This is a genomic window from Pseudarthrobacter sp. AB1, assembly GCF_014926485.1.
Lineage (GTDB): Bacteria > Actinomycetota > Actinomycetes > Actinomycetales > Micrococcaceae > Arthrobacter.
The window spans coordinates 1-14,802 of record NZ_PZKO01000023.1; the positions used below are offsets into that span (position 1 = coordinate 1).

The following is a 14,802-nucleotide window of genomic DNA, read 5'->3' on the forward strand; positions in this document are numbered from 1 at the left end:
GCAGGCCGCGCACGCCATCGCACCATGGCTGGTGGTCTGGGATGACCACGAGGTGGACAACAACTGGGCCGACGAGGTTCCGGAGAACAAGGACGCCAACCAGCTCAACGACACCACCGAGCGGTTCCGGCAGCGCCGAACCGCCGCATTCCAGGCCTACTACGAGAACATGCCGCTGCGGGCATCCTCCGTGCCGGCCGGATTCGATATGAAGATCTACCGCACCATCCAATGGGGCCAGCTCGCCAACTTCCACATGATGGACACCCGGCAGTACCGCGACGACCAGCTCGCCGGCGACGGCTGGAAGAAGAACGTCACCGAACGCCTCGCCGAGGACCGCAGCATCACCGGCGCCGAGCAGGAAAAGTGGCTGCTGGACGGCTTCCGGAACTCCACCCAGCGCTGGGACATCCTGGGCCAGCAGGTGTTCTTCGCCGAAAGGGACCGGAACGCCGCGCCCGAGATCGACGACGTCTCCATGGACGGGTGGGACGGCTACGCCGCCTCACGCCGCCGCATTACCCAGGGCTGGGTGGACGCCAACGTCCGTAACGCCGTGGTCCTCACCGGCGATGTCCACCGCAACTGGGCCAACGACATCAAAGTCGACTACAAGGACCCCGCCTCCCCCGTGGTCGGCTCCGAACTCGTCTGCACCTCCATCACCTCCACCGGCGACGGGTCAGGCTCCACCACCGATCCGGTGATGGCCTGGAACCCGCACCTGAAGTTCTACAACGACAACCGCGGCTACGTGAACACCAAGATCACCAAGGACGCACTCACGGCGGACTTCCGGGTGCTCGATCACGTCACGACGCCGGGCGCACCGGTTTCCACCAAGGCCACCTTCGCGATCCAGGACGGGGTGCCGGGGCTGGTGGCGCGGTAAAAGGGAACAGGTGATTGAGCCCATCGACACCCCGGGTTGGGCCACGGCCCGGCGATGAGCCCCTGGTAGTCGGCGCTGGGCAACGGCGGCGGTGTACTCCCCCGGGACGAGCCGAAGTTCGAGGCCGTTCACAGGCCGCCGGCCAGCTTGTAGTAGGCGGCGTTCCAGGCCAGTTCCTTCTTGAACTGCTTGATGGTGGTCCCTTCGTCGATGGCCAGCAGCTCGGTGCGGGCGATCTCGGCGAAATCTTCGAACACGTCCATACCCACCGCGGTGGTGAGCACAGTGTGGTGAGCGGCGCCTGCGGTGAGCCACGCGGCGGCCGAGGTGGCGAAGTCAGGTTTCGGCGACCAGAGGGCCCGGGCTACCGGCAGGTTCGGCAGCGGCTCGTCCAGGTCCACAACGTCGACGGCGTTCGCCACGAGCCGGAAGCGGTCCCGCATGTCGGACAAAGCCACCACAACGCCCGGGCCGGCGTCGGTGTCGAACACCATCCGGACGGGGTCTTCCTTGCCGCCGATGCCCAGCGGATGGATTTCCACGCGTGGTTTCGTGGCCGTCAGGGACGGGCAGACCTCAAGCATGTGCGCGCCCAGGATCTTCTCCTGGCCGGGCGTGAGGTGGTAGGTGTAGTCCTCCATCAGGGACGCGCCGCCGGGCAGGCCAGCGCCCATTACCTTGGCGGCGCGGACCAGAATGGCCGTCTTCCAGTCGCCCTCGGCGCCGAAGCCGTAACCGTCGGCCATGAGCCGCTGCACGGCCATACCCGGGAGCTGGCGCAGCCCGCCCAGGTCTTCGAAGGAGGTGGTGAACGCGGCGGAGCCATTGGCTTCAAGGAAGCTGCGCAGCCCCAGTTCGATCCGGGCACTGTAGCGCAGGGAGTCGTGCCGGGCTCCCCCGGCCTTCAACTCCGGTACCACCTCGTAGAGCCGCTCGTACTCCGCCACCAGGGCCTCGACGTCGGCCTCTGCGGCGCCGTGCACCGCGTCGGCGAGCTCGTTCACGGACCAGGTGTTGACGGAGACACCGAAACGCAGTTCGGCTTCGGTTTTGTCCCCTTCGGTGACGGCCACGTTGCGCATGTTGTCACCGAAGCGGGTCAGCTTCAGGGTCCGCACGGCCGCCCAGCCGGCGGAGGCGCGCTGCCACACGCCCACCTGCCGGGAGACCTCGGGGTTGGAGACGTGACCCACGACGGTCTTGCGCGGAATGCCCAGGCGCGACTGGATATACCCGAACTCGCGGTCGCCGTGCGCGGCCTGGTTGAGGTTCATAAAGTCGAAGTCGATATCCGCCCAAGGCAACTCCACATTGGCCTGCGTGTGCAGGTGCAGGAGCGGCTTACGCAGCAGGTCCAGGCCCTGGATCCACATCTTGGCGGGGCTGAACGTGTGCATCCACGCGGTCACACCGATCACGGAATCGTCCGAGTTCGCCTCCAGCGCGGTGCGGCGGATGGCGTCCGAATCCGTCAGCACCGGCTTCCAGACCACCTTGACCGGGACATCCGAGGAAGCGTTCAAGGCGGCGGCAATCTCCTGTGACTGCGCGGCGACCTGCTTGAGGACGTCCTCGCCGTAGAGGTGCTGGCTGCCGGTGAGGAACCAGACCTCGAAGCGTTCGAGGGAGGTGCTGTGGGCGTTGCTCATGGGTTTCTCCTGGGAAAGTTTGGGGCTGGGCCGACGGCGGGCAGTGCCGGCCGGATGTTATTGGCCGTAGACGTTTTGGTAGCGGGCGTAGAGGGAGTCGATCCGGGACTGGTCTATCGCGATGGGTTCGCCGAGCTGGCGGGCGACGTGGACGGTGCGCGCCACTTCCTCACACATCACGGCAGCCTTCACGGCGGACCGGGCGTCCTTGCCGATGGTGAACGGGCCGTGGTTCTGCATCAGGACCGCGGGCGAGGTGGAGTTCTTCAGCGTCTCCACAATGCCCTGCCCGATCGAGTCGTCCCCGATCAGCGCGAACGGGCCCACCGGAATGGAGCCGCCGAACTCATCGCCCATCATGGTCAGCACACACGGGATCGCCTCGCCCCGGGCCGCCCACGCCGTCGCATAGGTGGAATGCGTATGCACCACACCGCCGACGTCGGGCATGTTCCGGTAGACATAGGCATGCGCGGCAGTGTCCGACGACGGCGAGAGCGGCGGGTTGCCCCACTCACCGTCAGCATCGCCATCCACGGCCACACCGTAAAGGTCGGTGACCACCATCTGTTCCGGCGTCAACTCGTCGTAGGAGACCCCCGAGGGTTTGATCACCATCAGGTCCCGGCCGGGCACCCGCGCGGAAACGTTGCCGGCGGTCCACACCACCAACCCGTAGCGGGTCAGCTCGGCGTGCAGGCTACAGACCTCCTGCCGGATCCGGGCGATGGCCTCCAGGGTATTTACGGTCGCGGTGCTCATGCGGAGGCCCCCACGCCAGCGGGGGCGGCAGCTACTGCTGCGGCGGTATGGGACGCGGCGGACTGCACCGCGGCGGCCTTGCGCTGGATGGCCTTGAGCCGGTGCATCACATCATTGGCGCCCCGGCCGAAGTAGTCGTGCAGTGTCCGGTATTCCCGAAACAGTTCCTCATAGGCGGCCACGTTCTCCGCGATGGGCGTGTAAACATCCCCGGGCTCTGAGCCCATGGCCGCCGCAGCTGCACGGATGTCGGCGTACTTCCCGGCCGCCACCGCGGCGTGGATCGCCGAACCCAGCGCCGGGCCCTGGGTGGAGCCGATGGTGGAGAGCTGCAGCCCGGTAATATCCGCGTAGATCTGCATCAGCAATTTGTTCTTCAGCAACCCGCCGGCCACGATGAACTCCTTTACGGGCACACCCGAATCGCGGAAGGCGTCCACGATGGTCCGGGTTCCGAAGGCCGTGGCCTCCAACAGGGCCCGGTAGGTGTCCTCGGGCTTTGTGGCAAGCGTCTGACCCACCACCACACCGGAGAGCTCATGATCCACCAACACCGAACGGTTGCCCGAGTGCCAGTCCAGGGCGATGAGCCCGTGCTCACCAATCCCCTGACGGGACGCGAGTTCGGTGAGGTACTCGTGGATGCCGAGCCCTGCCGCGGCCGCCGCCTGGTGGTATCCCGGCGGGACACCGTTCTTCGTGAACCAGCCGAAGATGTCACCCACGCCGGACTGCCCGGCCTCGTACCCCCACAGACCCTCCACGATCCCGCCGTCCACCACCCCGCACATGCCCGGCACTTCGCGAAGCTCCGAACCGTTCATGACGTGGCAGGTGGACGTGCCCATGATGGCCACCAACTGCCCCGGTTCCACAGCCTTTGCGGCCGGAGCCGTGACATGGGCGTCCACGTTCCCCACCGCCACGGCGATGCCCTCCGGCAGCCCCGTCCAAGCCGCTGCCTCGGCAGTGAGGTAGCCCGCAGCATCACCCAAGCGGCCGATAGTGTGCTCCAGCTTGGTGCTGACGAAGTCCTTGAATTCCGGGTTTAAGGCAGCGAGGAAATCCTCGGAGGGGTAACGGCCATCCTGGTAGATTCCCTTGTAACCGGCCGTGCAGGCGTTACGAACGTACCGGCCACAAAGCTGCCACACGATCCAATCGGCCGCCTCCACCCAGCGGTCCATGGCCGCGTAGGCCTCCGGGTCCTCCTCCAGCAGCTGCAGGCCCTTGGCGAATTCCCATTCCGAGGAGATCAGCCCTCCGTATCGCGGCAACCAGGCTTCGCCACGCTCTGCGGCCAGCGCATTGATCCGGTCCGCCTGCGGCTGCGCCGCGTGGTGCCGCCACAGCTTCACGTAAGCATGCGGCCGGTTGGCAAAGCCGTCCAGCTCGCTCAGCGGGGTTCCGTCACTTTTGACGGGCACCATCGTGCATGCCGTGAAGTCAGTGGCAATTCCGACGACGGCGGCCGGGTTGATACCGGCGGCCGCGACCGCAGCCGGGACAGCATGGCGGAGGACGTCGCGGTAGTCGTTGGGCACCTGAAGCGCCCATTCCCCGGGAAGCCGGGCGGCGCCGTCGCCCGCCGCGCCTGCTACGTCCGCCGGCAAAGCATCCGTGACCACCGCGTGCGGATAGTCAAAGACACCACTGCCCAGTTCCTTGCCGTCACGGACCCGGACCACAACAGCCCGCCCCGAAAGCGTCCCGTAGTCCACACCAATGACGTAGTTGTCTGTACCGTCCACTGTGACGTCCATAAAAGTCCTCCGATAGCGTGCCGGCTACTTAGCGGCCTGCGTCAATTGTGAGCGCTAACAAGAAGTCTGTCAAGGAACCGGGTTAGAGCCATCCGCAAAGCGAGAGGTAGGCGAACTACCGCCGGGAGGCGGGGCTAGGGACAGTGCGCCGTACTGGCCCGGACCACAAGTTTGGGCTCAACCACGGTGGTGCTGCTCGCTGCGCCGTCCTCGATCTGAGTGCGCATGGTCTCCATGCAGCGCCGCCCAAGCTCCTCAAAGTCCTGCCGCACAGTGGTGAGCGGCGGGGTGAAGTAGGCGGCTTCCGGCTGGTCGTCGAAGCCAACCAGTGACACGTCCTGGGGTACTCGGACGCCGGCCTCACTGAAGGCGCGCAGCAAGCCAAGCGCCATCTGGTCGTTAGCCACAAACACCGCCGTGGCCGTACGCTTTTCGGCAAGCTTCTGGCCCATTCGGTACCCGCTGCCGGCGCTCCAGTCGCCTTCGAGCAGAAGGTCGTCAGCCAGGCCCGCCGCCGCCAACTCCTCGCGCCAGCCCTCAGTCCTCGCCGCGGCGTCAATCCAGTCCCGCGGCCCGGAAATGTGTCCAATCCGCCCGTGCCCCTGGCTGATCAGGTGGGCAACCGCAAGCCGCGCCCCCCGCTTCTGATCCACCATCGCCCCGCTGAACCGGCCGCGGCTGCCGGCTCCCACCACCACCACGGGCACGTCCAGGTTCAGGCCTTCCAGGATCTGCACCGTTCCGTCATGGGGGACGATCACGATGATCCCGTCGGCACCCTGGTCCATGAAGTGGCGGACAGCACCTGCAAGAGACTCCGCTCCCGAATCCTTCAACGCCGCAATGCTGACAAAGTAACCGGCCTCGCGCGCGGCCTGCTGCACCCCGAGAAGGGTGTTGGCCGGGCCGTACTGAGCGAGCTCAGTCCCCAGGACGCCGATGGTCTGCGACCGCCGGGTCACGAGGCTTCGTGCCGCAGTATTGCGCCGGTACCCCAGTTCGGCAATAGCGGCCTCGACCCGCTGGCGGGTGGCTTTGCTGACATTGGGGTGGTTGTTGACCACGCGCGAGACGGTCTGGTGGGAAACGCCCGCACGCGCGGCAACGTCTTCAAGGCGCGGCGGACGCCTGTCGCTATCGTTCCCCATCTGAGGCACCTTTCAAGCTGGAGCAATGTATTGTCCAACATCCTACGGGCGGCCACGGCGGAGGCATGCCGGGATCAGCCCTGGGACAGAACGCGCGGGCAGCGGCCTAAACCTGCCCGATCAGTTGTGTCTTGACTCACAGGCATAGCCGGTGCTAATTTTTATTTGACAAACTTGTTAGCGCTAACACGAGCCGGCGTTGTTAAGGCTCGTCAAGAACTGGCTAACCGGATCCAATAATACTGAGCCGCCGAATAGCGCAGGTGCTACTCAAGCCAGTATCAGTTCGCGGACTGAGCTGTCCGCGGAAGGAGAGCAAGTGAGAATCAAGAAACTCGTGGGCACATTCGCCGTCGTCCTGGCAATCACAGCGGGGGCCACCGGCTGCGGCAGCCGCAGCGGCGCCGCCAATCCATCCGACGGCGCTGATAACGCCGGCGCACTGGTAGGCATCTCAATGCCCACGCAGACCTCGGAACGGTGGATCGCGGACGGCAGGAACGTCTCCGAGTCCGTCACCAAGCTGGGCTATAAGACCGACCTTCAGTACGCCAACGATGACATCCCCACCCAGGTGGCGCAGATCGAGAACATGCTGACCAAGGGCGCCAAGGCCCTGATAATCGCGGCCATCGACGGCACCACGCTCACGGACGTCCTCGCTAAGGCGAAGGAGCAGAACGTGAAGGTCATCGCGTACGACCGCCTCATCAACGGCACCCCCAACGTGGACTTCTACACCACGTTCGACAATTACACCGTGGGTGTCCAGCAGGCCACCTCGCTGCTGACCGGCCTGGGCCTTCTCGACGCCAGCGGAAAGAAGGTGGACGGCAAGGGCCCATTCAACGTGGAACTCTTCGCCGGCAGCCCGGATGACAACAACGCCAACTTCTTCTGGACCGGCGCCATGGACACCCTCAAACCGTTCCTGGATGCGGGAACCCTCAAGGTCCCCAGCGGCCAAACCAAATTTGAGCAGGCGGCTATCCTCCGCTGGCAGGCTCCCGTCGCCCAGAAGCGGATGGAAGACATCCTGACGTCCGCATACAGCTCCGGCACGAAACTGAACGGCGTGCTGTCCCCGTACGACGGTCTGTCAATCGGCATCATTTCGGCCCTGACCAGCACCGGCGGCTACGACAAGGGCACCTTGCCCATCGTCACCGGCCAGGACGCTGAGAAGGGCTCGGTGAAGTCCATCATCGCCGGCGAGCAGTACTCCACGATCTTCAAGGACACCCGCCAGCTGGGCGGCCAGGCAGTGAAGATGGTGGATGCACTGCTGAAGGGCCAGGAGCCCGAGGTCAACGACACCAAGACCTACAACAACAAGGTCAAGGTTGTTCCGGCCTACCTGCTCAAGTCCGTGATCATCACCAAGGACAACTACCAGAAGGAACTCATCGACTCGGGGTACTACTCCGACGCCGACGTCAAGTAGTCAAGCCGAAGGGTGGTGGCCTGTCATCCGGCCAGGCCACCACCCACGCGCAAGCCCCTGCAGCCGCAGGCAGCCCCGTTTCGACCAGTCAGTGGGAATTGACGATGAAAACACCCATTCTTCAAATGCGAGGAATCACCAAGACTTTCCCAGGCGTGAAAGCCCTCCAGGATGTCACCCTGGACGTAAACCGCGGCGAGGTACACGCCATCTGCGGTGAAAACGGGGCAGGAAAATCCACCCTCATGAAGGTGCTCTCCGGGGTCTACCCGCACAGCTCCTTCGACGGAGAAATCCTCTTCGAAAACGAATCGTGCAACTTCTCTACCATCTCCGACAGTGAGCAACGTGGCATTGTCATCATCCACCAGGAATTGGCGCTCAGCCCGTACCTGTCCATCGCGGAAAACATCTACCTCGGCAACGAACAGGCCAGAAACGGCTGGGTGGACTGGCGCAAGACCAACCTCGAGGCGGCCAAGCTGCTGGCCCGGGTGGGCCTCAGCGAAAACCCCGTCACCCCCGTCAAGCACATCAGCGTGGGCAAGCAGCAGCTGGTGGAGATCGCCAAGGCCCTCTCCAAAGAAGTGAAACTGCTGATCCTGGACGAGCCCACCGCGGCGCTCAACGACGAGGACTCCGGCCACCTGCTGGACCTGATCCTCCATCTCAAGGGACAGGGCGTCACCAGCATTATCATCAGTCACAAACTCAACGAAATCCGTAAGGTCGCGGATGCCGTCACGATCATCCGGGACGGCAAGACCATCGAGACCCTTCGGATGGACGAAGGGCAGATCACCCAGGAACGCATCATCCGCGGCATGGTGGGCCGGGACCTGGAGAGCCTTTATCCGGACCGCGAACCCACGATCGGCGAGGAAGTCCTCCGCATCGAGGACTGGTCCGTGCGGCATCCGCAGGACCACACCCGGACAGTCGTCCATAACGCGAGCCTCAACGTCCGCAGGGGCGAGGTGGTGGGGCTGGCGGGACTGATGGGAGCCGGCAGGACCGAGCTCGCCATGAGCATTTTCGGGCGCACGTACGGAACCGCCACTTCCGGCAAAGTGTTTAAGTACGGCAAAGAAATCGACACCTCCACCGTTTCCGACGCCATCAGGCACGGCATCGCCTACGCCACCGAGGACCGCAAGCTCTACGGGCTGAACCTTATCGAGGACATCAAGCGCAACATCTCCATGGCCGCTCTCCGCAAACTCACCAAGCGCGGATGGGTGGACAAGAACGAAGAAACCGTCGTGGCCAACGGTTACCGGAAGAGCATGAACATCAAGGCCCCGTCGGTGGCTGCCATCACAGGCAAGCTGTCGGGCGGGAACCAGCAGAAAGTCGTGCTGAGCAAGTGGATGTTCTCCAACCCGGACGTGCTGATCCTCGATGAACCCACCCGAGGGATCGACGTCGGCGCAAAGTACGAGATATATACGATCATCGCCAAGCTCGCGGCCGAAGGGAAAGCAGTCATCGTGATCTCCTCCGAACTCCCCGAACTCCTGGGCATCTGCGACCGGATCTACACCCTGTCCGCCGGCCACATCACCGGGGAAGTGCCCATCGCCGAGGCATCCCAGGAAACCCTCATGCACTTCATGACCAAAGAGAAGGAATAGCGAACATGTCCGCCCTACGAGAATCCCTCGGCTTCCTGACAAGCCGCCTCCGCCAGGTTGGCATCTTCGTCGCCCTGATCCTGATCGTCCTGCTCTTCCAGGCGCTCACCGGCGGAATCCTGCTGGAGCCGCAAAACGTTACCAACCTCGTCGTCCAGAACAGCTACATCCTGATACTGGCCATCGGCATGGTCATGGTCATCATCGCGGGCCACATCGACCTTTCCGTCGGTTCGGTCGCAGGATTCATCGGCGCTGTGGCCGGCGTCATGATTGTCCACTGGGGCTGGGCATGGTGGCTCGCGATCCCGGCCTGTCTGCTGGTCGGCGCACTTGTCGGCGCCTGGCAAGGTTACTGGATTGCCTACGTCGGCATCCCCGCCTTTATCGTCACCCTCGCCGGCATGCTCATCTTCCGTGGGCTGACCCTGATTACCCTCAAGAACCAGCAGATCACGCCGTTCCCCGCCGAACTTCGCGCACTGGGCGGCGGTTTCCTGCCCGACATCTCGGGGGGCTCCTCGGCGCTGGAATGGCTGACAGTTATCCTGGGTGTCGGCGCAACCGTTGCCCTGCTGATCCAGGCGCTCAAGGAACGCCGGATCCACAAGAAGTTCGACCTTGAAAGCGATCCCCTGGGGTGGTTCGTCCTCAAGACCGCCTTCACCGCCGTGCTCATGCTGATCATCACCTTCCTGCTCGCCTCCTACCGTGGCACGCCGATAGTCCTGGTTGTGCTTGCCGTCCTGGTGATCGTTTACACGGCTCTCATGAACAACAGCGTCTTCGGCCGCCACACCTATGCCATCGGCGGCAACCTTCACGCCGCCGAGCTCTCCGGCGTCAAGACAAAGGCCGTCACGTTCCGGCTCTTCGTCAACATGGGTGTACTTGCGGCCCTGGCAGGCCTCGTGTTCACCGCCAGGCTGAACTCTGCGCAGCCTGCGGGCGGCACTGGCTTCGAGCTGGACTCCATCGCGGCAGCCTTCATAGGCGGCGCCGCCGTCACGGGGGGCATCGGAACCGTGGCAGGCGCCATGATCGGCGGCCTCATCATGGGTGTTCTCAACAACGGCATGTCCATCCTCGGACTGGGCACGGACTACCAGCAGCTCATCAAGGGCCTTGTTCTCCTGCTGGCCGTCGGTTTCGACATCTTCAACAAGAACCGCGGCGGCGGCGGCGGAAGCAAGATCGGGAAGCGCTTCAGGCTCAAGACCACGCCGCCCGCTTCCGAGGCAGCGAAACCTGCCGAAAAGCCCCCGGTCCCCGTGGCCGCCGGCGCTCAGCAGGCCAGCATCGTCCAGAACCCCTGATCCAGCAGAAGGGAAAGCTCCCATGACAGCCATCGAATGCATCGACATCCATGTCACCAGCAGGCGCCTGCTTGACGAACGCCTCGAAGCCGCCGTGCGGCACCTGCAGGAAATCGCCGTCCTCGCCGGAACGCATGGAATCCTGATCACCCGCAACGGGCCCGGACACTTCACCGCAGAGCTGTCCGAGCAGGTTCCTTTCGGAATGACCCGCGAACTCATGCGCTGACATCGCCCAGCCCCGCGGCAGCGAGCCCGGCGTTCGGGCCTGTCGAAACCCGTCAGTGCTTGCTGCCACCCATACGATTAGCCCATGCGCGCACCGACTGCCCCGGATTCCCACGTCAAAAACACGACGGTCGTCTCGACTGAGCACAGCAACCATGTCCTCACCCAGCGGGACATGGTGGCCAAGGCAGCGGCCGGACATCCCGGCAGCGCCCAAGGTCCCGGCATCCTCCGCGTGGTGCCGCTGCTGCGGGTGTCCGGGGAGAAGGGCCGCCGCGTGGTCCTGGTGGGCCACAGCTGCCTGTCGATCCAGAACATCGATCGTGCAGCCGTCGAGTCGTTCGTGACCAACACGTGGGTGGAAGGTGCGGACGACGGCGAATTCGTGCGGGTGACCGTGGCCGAAGCCAGCACCAATGAGCAGGTCCAGGCCGCCACGGCAGAGTTTAATCGCGAACTCCCGGAGTGGCCCGACGCAACCTCCGTGACAGACAACCAGCTGCATATCGCCAAACACGCCAAAGCCCTGGCCGAGCTGTCCCGCAACGCCGTGGCGAGCGTCCGGGAGATCCGATACGACCTCGAACACCGGCTGGCCCACTTCAGCAGCAAGAGCCACCCGACAACCAGCAACACACCCATCGTCGCGTCCCTGCTGGAGCTGAACATCATCTGCGGCCGCGCCGCGGACGAAGCAAGGGAAGCGGTCCGCGAAGGCCTGTGGCTGCACCTTTCAGACTCAGAGGCGTACCATTCGTACCGCCGGCTCCAGGACCCGTCGATCATCAATGACGCCGCCGCAGCAACCTCCACCACCCGCAGCTGGATGCGCCTTCATGACGCCGCCGTCCGCCAATGCCTGGAGATGCGCAAACAGCTTGACGCCGAGTCCGGTTCCGCCCGGGATCTCATGGCCGCGGCGGCCAGCGTTTCAAACTCCCGGGAAGCGGACTCGCAGGCCGCGTTCAACACCCTTGCCGCCGTGGCCTCCCTCGGCCTCGGCATTCCGGCCCTGGTCCTGGCCCTCTACGGTGCCGACCGGCTCCTCCCCCTCGACACCGAACCCCGCCAGCTCGCATTCATCCCGGTCGCCGCGGGGTTGCTCCTCGCGGCGGTCATCGCCATCTGGCGGGCGCCGAAGGGGAAATCCAGCCGGATCTGGATCTTCGGAGCCATCGGCATCATCATGATTCTGCTGGCTCTGCTGGTCGCGGCAGGACTGCTGGCGCCCTCCAGCTGACCCTGCCGGGTAAATTATCCTGGTGTGGCGTCCACGGCGCTATCGCTGAAGTGTCGGGCCCGGGAAGGGTTCGGGCGGCGCGTCCGTGGGCCTTTGCCAGGCGGCGATGCCAAGAATGCCACCCGCTGCGAGGAATTCTGCTTCCTCCTCGGGCACGATGAGCTGTGTCCGCCCGCCGCGGCTGGCCACGATGCGCCCACCGAGGAACTTCACATCGGCCAGGATCTGGTCCCAGTGGCGGTACTGCACATCGTGGCCCTCGCCCAGGTAGACCCGTTCCACCATTGCGCTCCCGGCCAGGGCAGCTGTCCAGCGCCCCATCTGTTCCGGTGGGACCAGCTCGTCTTCACTCCCCCAATACAGGAACGCCGGAGCCTGGACCGAGGATAGGTCCCGAAGCGGCTCGGACGCGTACAGACCAAAGGCCTGCCTCAGCCCATCGGGCGGAACGTCGCGCCCCTTCGCAAAGAGCCCCCGAGTGGCTTCCTCGATCACCGAGTCAACGAAACCGGGAATGGAGTGGATAGAACTGTCGGCCGGGAACCTCCACCAGGCCACCGGGTCCGCAGCAACAGCGTCCGCCTCCATCAGCGCGTCCGCGCGCTCGGGCCTTTCGGCAAAGGCGCAAGCCAGATGCAGGGACCGGACCTGCACCGGGCGCGCCGCGATGATCGCGGCGGCGTAGGGTCCGCCACCGGAAATCGCGAGGACGGAGATTTGCCCGATGCCCAGGGCGTCCAGCAGGGACCACACGTCCGCGGCGTACTCATCCAATCCGACGGCGGGATCGAACACGCTCTGCCCCAGCCCATTGCGTTCTACAGACACCACTCGGATCCCCAATTCGTGCCGGAAGGACCGGGCGAACTCCAGGAGCCTGAAGGCCCTGACGGTTGTTCCTGCGCCGCCGAGGAAAAGCAGCGGGACCGCCCCGGCGCCGCCGTCGTCGATGTAGTTCACCGTGCGGCCGGACCCCACAACTTTGGAGCACACCACAGGGCCCAGCGGATCGAAGCCGGTGTTCCGGACCTGGATCGCTTCACTGGCATCCGTCGCGGCCTTCACGGATGTTGCTCCCTCACCCGTAGTCATAGAAACCGCGCCCGCTCTTGCGGCCCAGCATGCCTGCCTCCACCATGCGCAGGAGCAGCGGCGGCGGGGCGTACTGCGGTTCCTTGAATTCCTCGTACAGTGCAGCGGCCACGTGCAGCGTCGTGTCCAGCCCCACCAGGTCCGTCAGTTTCAGGGGACCCATTGGATGTGCACAGCCGGCCACCATGCCGGTATCAATGTCGGCCGCGCTGGCGTGGCCTGCCTCCACCATGCGGATGGCGGACAGCAGGTAGGGGATCAGGAGGGCATTGACCACGAATCCTGCCCGATCCTTGGCCACAATGACTTCCTTGCCGAGACCTGCCGCGAAAGCGCTGGCCCGTGCCAGGGTCCGGCTGCTTGTTTGCAGGCCGGTGACCAGTTCCACCAGCGGCTGGACGGGTGCCGGGTTGAAAAAGTGCACTCCCAGGACGTTTTCCGGCCGCCGGGTTGCCGCGGCAATGCGTCCGATGGGCATGGAGGAGGTGTTGGAGGCCAGGATCGTCTCGGGATCCTGGATGACGGCGTCGATGCGCCGGAACGCGTCGAGTTTGAGGTCCATGATTTCCGGGACGGCCTCGATGACCAGGCGGCTGTCCGCGAACGCCTCGATGTCGGTGCCAAAGCTGATCCGGGCCAGCGCCTCGTCCCTGTCTGCGGCGTCCAGACGGCCGGAGGCCACCGCCTTGTCCATGGACGCCGTGAGGCGCTTGCGCCCGGCGGCCACGGCGGCGTCGTTGGCTTCAACAACCACAACGCCGGCACCGGCGCGGGCGCAGACCTCCGCGATGCCTGAACCCATGAGGCCGCACCCGAGCACCCCTACCCGCTCGAATTCACCCACGCTCATTCGGGATCCCCTGCGGGGCGGTTGAGCGCGGCGTAGGCGAGCTGTTCGATGAGCATCGACGCCGAGGCCGAAGACTCCGCGGCGGCGTCGATGGCCGCTTTGGTCCAGGCCACTGCCATGGCCGGCTGACCGGCCAGGAACTCAGCCCGCTCAAGGGCGACGGTCAGCGCATCTCCCGCCGGCGCCACCTCTCGGACCAGGCCCAGGCGGTGAGCCTCGGCCGCCGGGAACCGCTCGCCGAACAGGATGATCTCCCGGGCAATGGCCGGGCCGGCCGCACGGACCAGCCGGGTCAGCCCGCCGGAGCTGGGCAGGATCCCGAGCCCCACCTCCGGCAGGCCGAAGCTGGCGGTCTGGTCCGCGATCCGGATGTCACAGGCCAGGGCAAGCTCGAAGCCGGCGCCAAGGCAGTACCCCGCCACCGCGGCTACGGTGGGCTGCGGCAACCGGGAGACGACCTCATACAGCGATCCGCTGCCACGGTAGTAGGCCGCTATCCTCTGCGGGGTCATCTCCGGCAGCTCGGACGTATCAGCACCGGCCGAAAAGGCCCGGTCCGATCCCGCGAAGACGATCGCCGAAGCACCCGCCACTTCCGGCGACTGCAAGGCGTCCAGCAAAGCCTGCTCCAGGGCGGTGGACAGGGCATTGAGTTTGCCGGGACGGTTGAGCTGCACCACCGCCACTTTGCCCTGGCGCCGGACTTTGACGAGAGGTTCAGGCCCGGAATCCTGGGCTGCAGGGCCGGTCACGGCTGAGTGCGGTCCTGCGGTTTGTGCCT

At 65.2% G+C, this 14,802-nt stretch carries 13 protein-coding genes; 6 read left to right on the top strand and 7 right to left on the bottom strand.

What is annotated here, in order from left to right; all coding sequences use genetic code 11:
- A partial coding sequence (locus tag DAD99_RS07565) for an alkaline phosphatase D family protein (protein WP_193341022.1) occupies positions 1-895 on the top strand: 895 nt, incomplete at its 5' end.
- A gap of 128 nt (positions 896-1,023) precedes the next feature.
- Here the strand turns inward: DAD99_RS07565 and araA are convergent.
- The 4 genes from araA to DAD99_RS07585 all read right to left on the bottom strand — a co-directional run bounded on the left by araA (position 1,024) and on the right by DAD99_RS07585 (position 6,217).
- Positions 1,024-2,544 carry an L-arabinose isomerase gene (gene araA, locus DAD99_RS07570; protein WP_193341023.1) on the bottom strand — a complete coding sequence of 507 codons (1,521 nt, stop codon included), beginning with the start codon at positions 2,542-2,544 and terminating at the stop codon, positions 1,024-1,026.
- A gap of 57 nt (positions 2,545-2,601) precedes the next feature.
- A complete protein-coding gene (locus tag DAD99_RS07575) occupies positions 2,602-3,306 on the bottom strand; it encodes an L-ribulose-5-phosphate 4-epimerase (protein ID WP_193341024.1) in 705 nt (234 codons plus the stop codon).
- Entirely contained in the window at positions 3,303-5,069 is a 1,767-nt protein-coding gene (gene araB / locus DAD99_RS07580) for a ribulokinase (RefSeq protein WP_193341025.1), read from the bottom strand. Before araB ends, DAD99_RS07575 begins: the two co-directional genes overlap by 4 nt.
- Before the next feature lie 134 nt (positions 5,070-5,203).
- A complete protein-coding gene (locus tag DAD99_RS07585) occupies positions 5,204-6,217 on the bottom strand; it encodes a LacI family DNA-binding transcriptional regulator (RefSeq protein ID WP_193341026.1) in 1,014 nt (337 codons plus the stop codon).
- Positions 6,218-6,536: 319 nt separating this feature from the next.
- Here DAD99_RS07585 and chvE point away from each other — a divergent pair, with 319 nt between their 5' ends.
- The 5 genes from chvE to DAD99_RS07610 all read left to right on the top strand — a co-directional run bounded on the left by chvE (position 6,537) and on the right by DAD99_RS07610 (position 12,079).
- Positions 6,537-7,661: a multiple monosaccharide ABC transporter substrate-binding protein gene (gene chvE, locus DAD99_RS07590; protein WP_193341027.1), complete on the top strand. Its 1,125-nt coding sequence runs from the start codon at positions 6,537-6,539 to the stop codon at positions 7,659-7,661.
- A gap of 104 nt (positions 7,662-7,765) precedes the next feature.
- Positions 7,766-9,295, top strand: a complete 1,530-nt coding sequence (gene mmsA, locus DAD99_RS07595; RefSeq protein WP_193341028.1) for a multiple monosaccharide ABC transporter ATP-binding protein — start codon at positions 7,766-7,768, stop codon at positions 9,293-9,295.
- A 5-nt stretch (positions 9,296-9,300) separates the two neighbouring features.
- Complete coding sequence (mmsB, locus tag DAD99_RS07600; RefSeq protein WP_193341029.1) at positions 9,301-10,611, top strand: multiple monosaccharide ABC transporter permease; 1,311 nt, start codon at positions 9,301-9,303, stop codon at positions 10,609-10,611.
- A 22-nt stretch (positions 10,612-10,633) separates the two neighbouring features.
- Complete coding sequence (locus DAD99_RS07605; protein ID WP_193341030.1) at positions 10,634-10,840, top strand: hypothetical protein; 207 nt, start codon at positions 10,634-10,636, stop codon at positions 10,838-10,840.
- Between the two features lie 84 nt (positions 10,841-10,924).
- The gene (locus DAD99_RS07610; protein WP_193341031.1) at positions 10,925-12,079 is read left to right on the top strand and encodes a hypothetical protein; all 1,155 of its coding nucleotides are present in this window, start codon (positions 10,925-10,927) and stop codon (positions 12,077-12,079) included.
- Between the two features lie 39 nt (positions 12,080-12,118).
- Here the strand turns inward: DAD99_RS07610 and DAD99_RS07615 are convergent, their stop codons facing one another.
- Genes DAD99_RS07615 through DAD99_RS07625 form a run of 3 tightly spaced genes read right to left on the bottom strand, consistent with a single transcriptional unit; the run spans position 12,119 to position 14,773 of the window.
- Complete coding sequence (locus DAD99_RS07615) at positions 12,119-13,171, bottom strand: alpha/beta fold hydrolase (protein ID WP_193341032.1); 1,053 nt, start codon at positions 13,169-13,171, stop codon at positions 12,119-12,121.
- A complete protein-coding gene (locus DAD99_RS07620) occupies positions 13,158-14,021 on the bottom strand; it encodes a 3-hydroxybutyryl-CoA dehydrogenase (RefSeq protein ID WP_185262830.1) in 864 nt (287 codons plus the stop codon). Before DAD99_RS07620 ends, DAD99_RS07615 begins: the two co-directional genes overlap by 14 nt.
- Positions 14,018-14,773, bottom strand: coding sequence for an enoyl-CoA hydratase/isomerase family protein (locus tag DAD99_RS07625; RefSeq protein ID WP_193341033.1), 756 nt, complete (start codon positions 14,771-14,773; stop codon positions 14,018-14,020). The genes DAD99_RS07620 and DAD99_RS07625 overlap by 4 nt, the downstream gene beginning before the upstream one ends.
- Positions 14,774-14,802: the final 29 nt, after the last annotated feature.

Coding starts and splice junctions, on each gene's coding strand:
- DAD99_RS07605 (WP_193341030.1), top strand. CDS start 10,634: ATGACAGCCATCGAATGCATCGACATCCATGTCACCAGCAGGCGCCTG.
- DAD99_RS07620 (WP_185262830.1), bottom strand. CDS start 14,021: ATGAGCGTGGGTGAATTCGAGCGGGTAGGGGTGCTCGGGTGCGGCCTC.
- DAD99_RS07615 (WP_193341032.1), bottom strand. CDS start 13,171: ATGACTACGGGTGAGGGAGCAACATCCGTGAAGGCCGCGACGGATGCC.
- DAD99_RS07585 (WP_193341026.1), bottom strand. CDS start 6,217: ATGGGGAACGATAGCGACAGGCGTCCGCCGCGCCTTGAAGACGTTGCC.
- araA (WP_193341023.1), bottom strand. CDS start 2,544: ATGAGCAACGCCCACAGCACCTCCCTCGAACGCTTCGAGGTCTGGTTC.
- mmsB (WP_193341029.1), top strand. CDS start 9,301: ATGTCCGCCCTACGAGAATCCCTCGGCTTCCTGACAAGCCGCCTCCGC.
- DAD99_RS07610 (WP_193341031.1), top strand. CDS start 10,925: ATGCGCGCACCGACTGCCCCGGATTCCCACGTCAAAAACACGACGGTC.
- araB (WP_193341025.1), bottom strand. CDS start 5,069: ATGGACGTCACAGTGGACGGTACAGACAACTACGTCATTGGTGTGGAC.
- mmsA (WP_193341028.1), top strand. CDS start 7,766: ATGAAAACACCCATTCTTCAAATGCGAGGAATCACCAAGACTTTCCCA.
- DAD99_RS07575 (WP_193341024.1), bottom strand. CDS start 3,306: ATGAGCACCGCGACCGTAAATACCCTGGAGGCCATCGCCCGGATCCGG.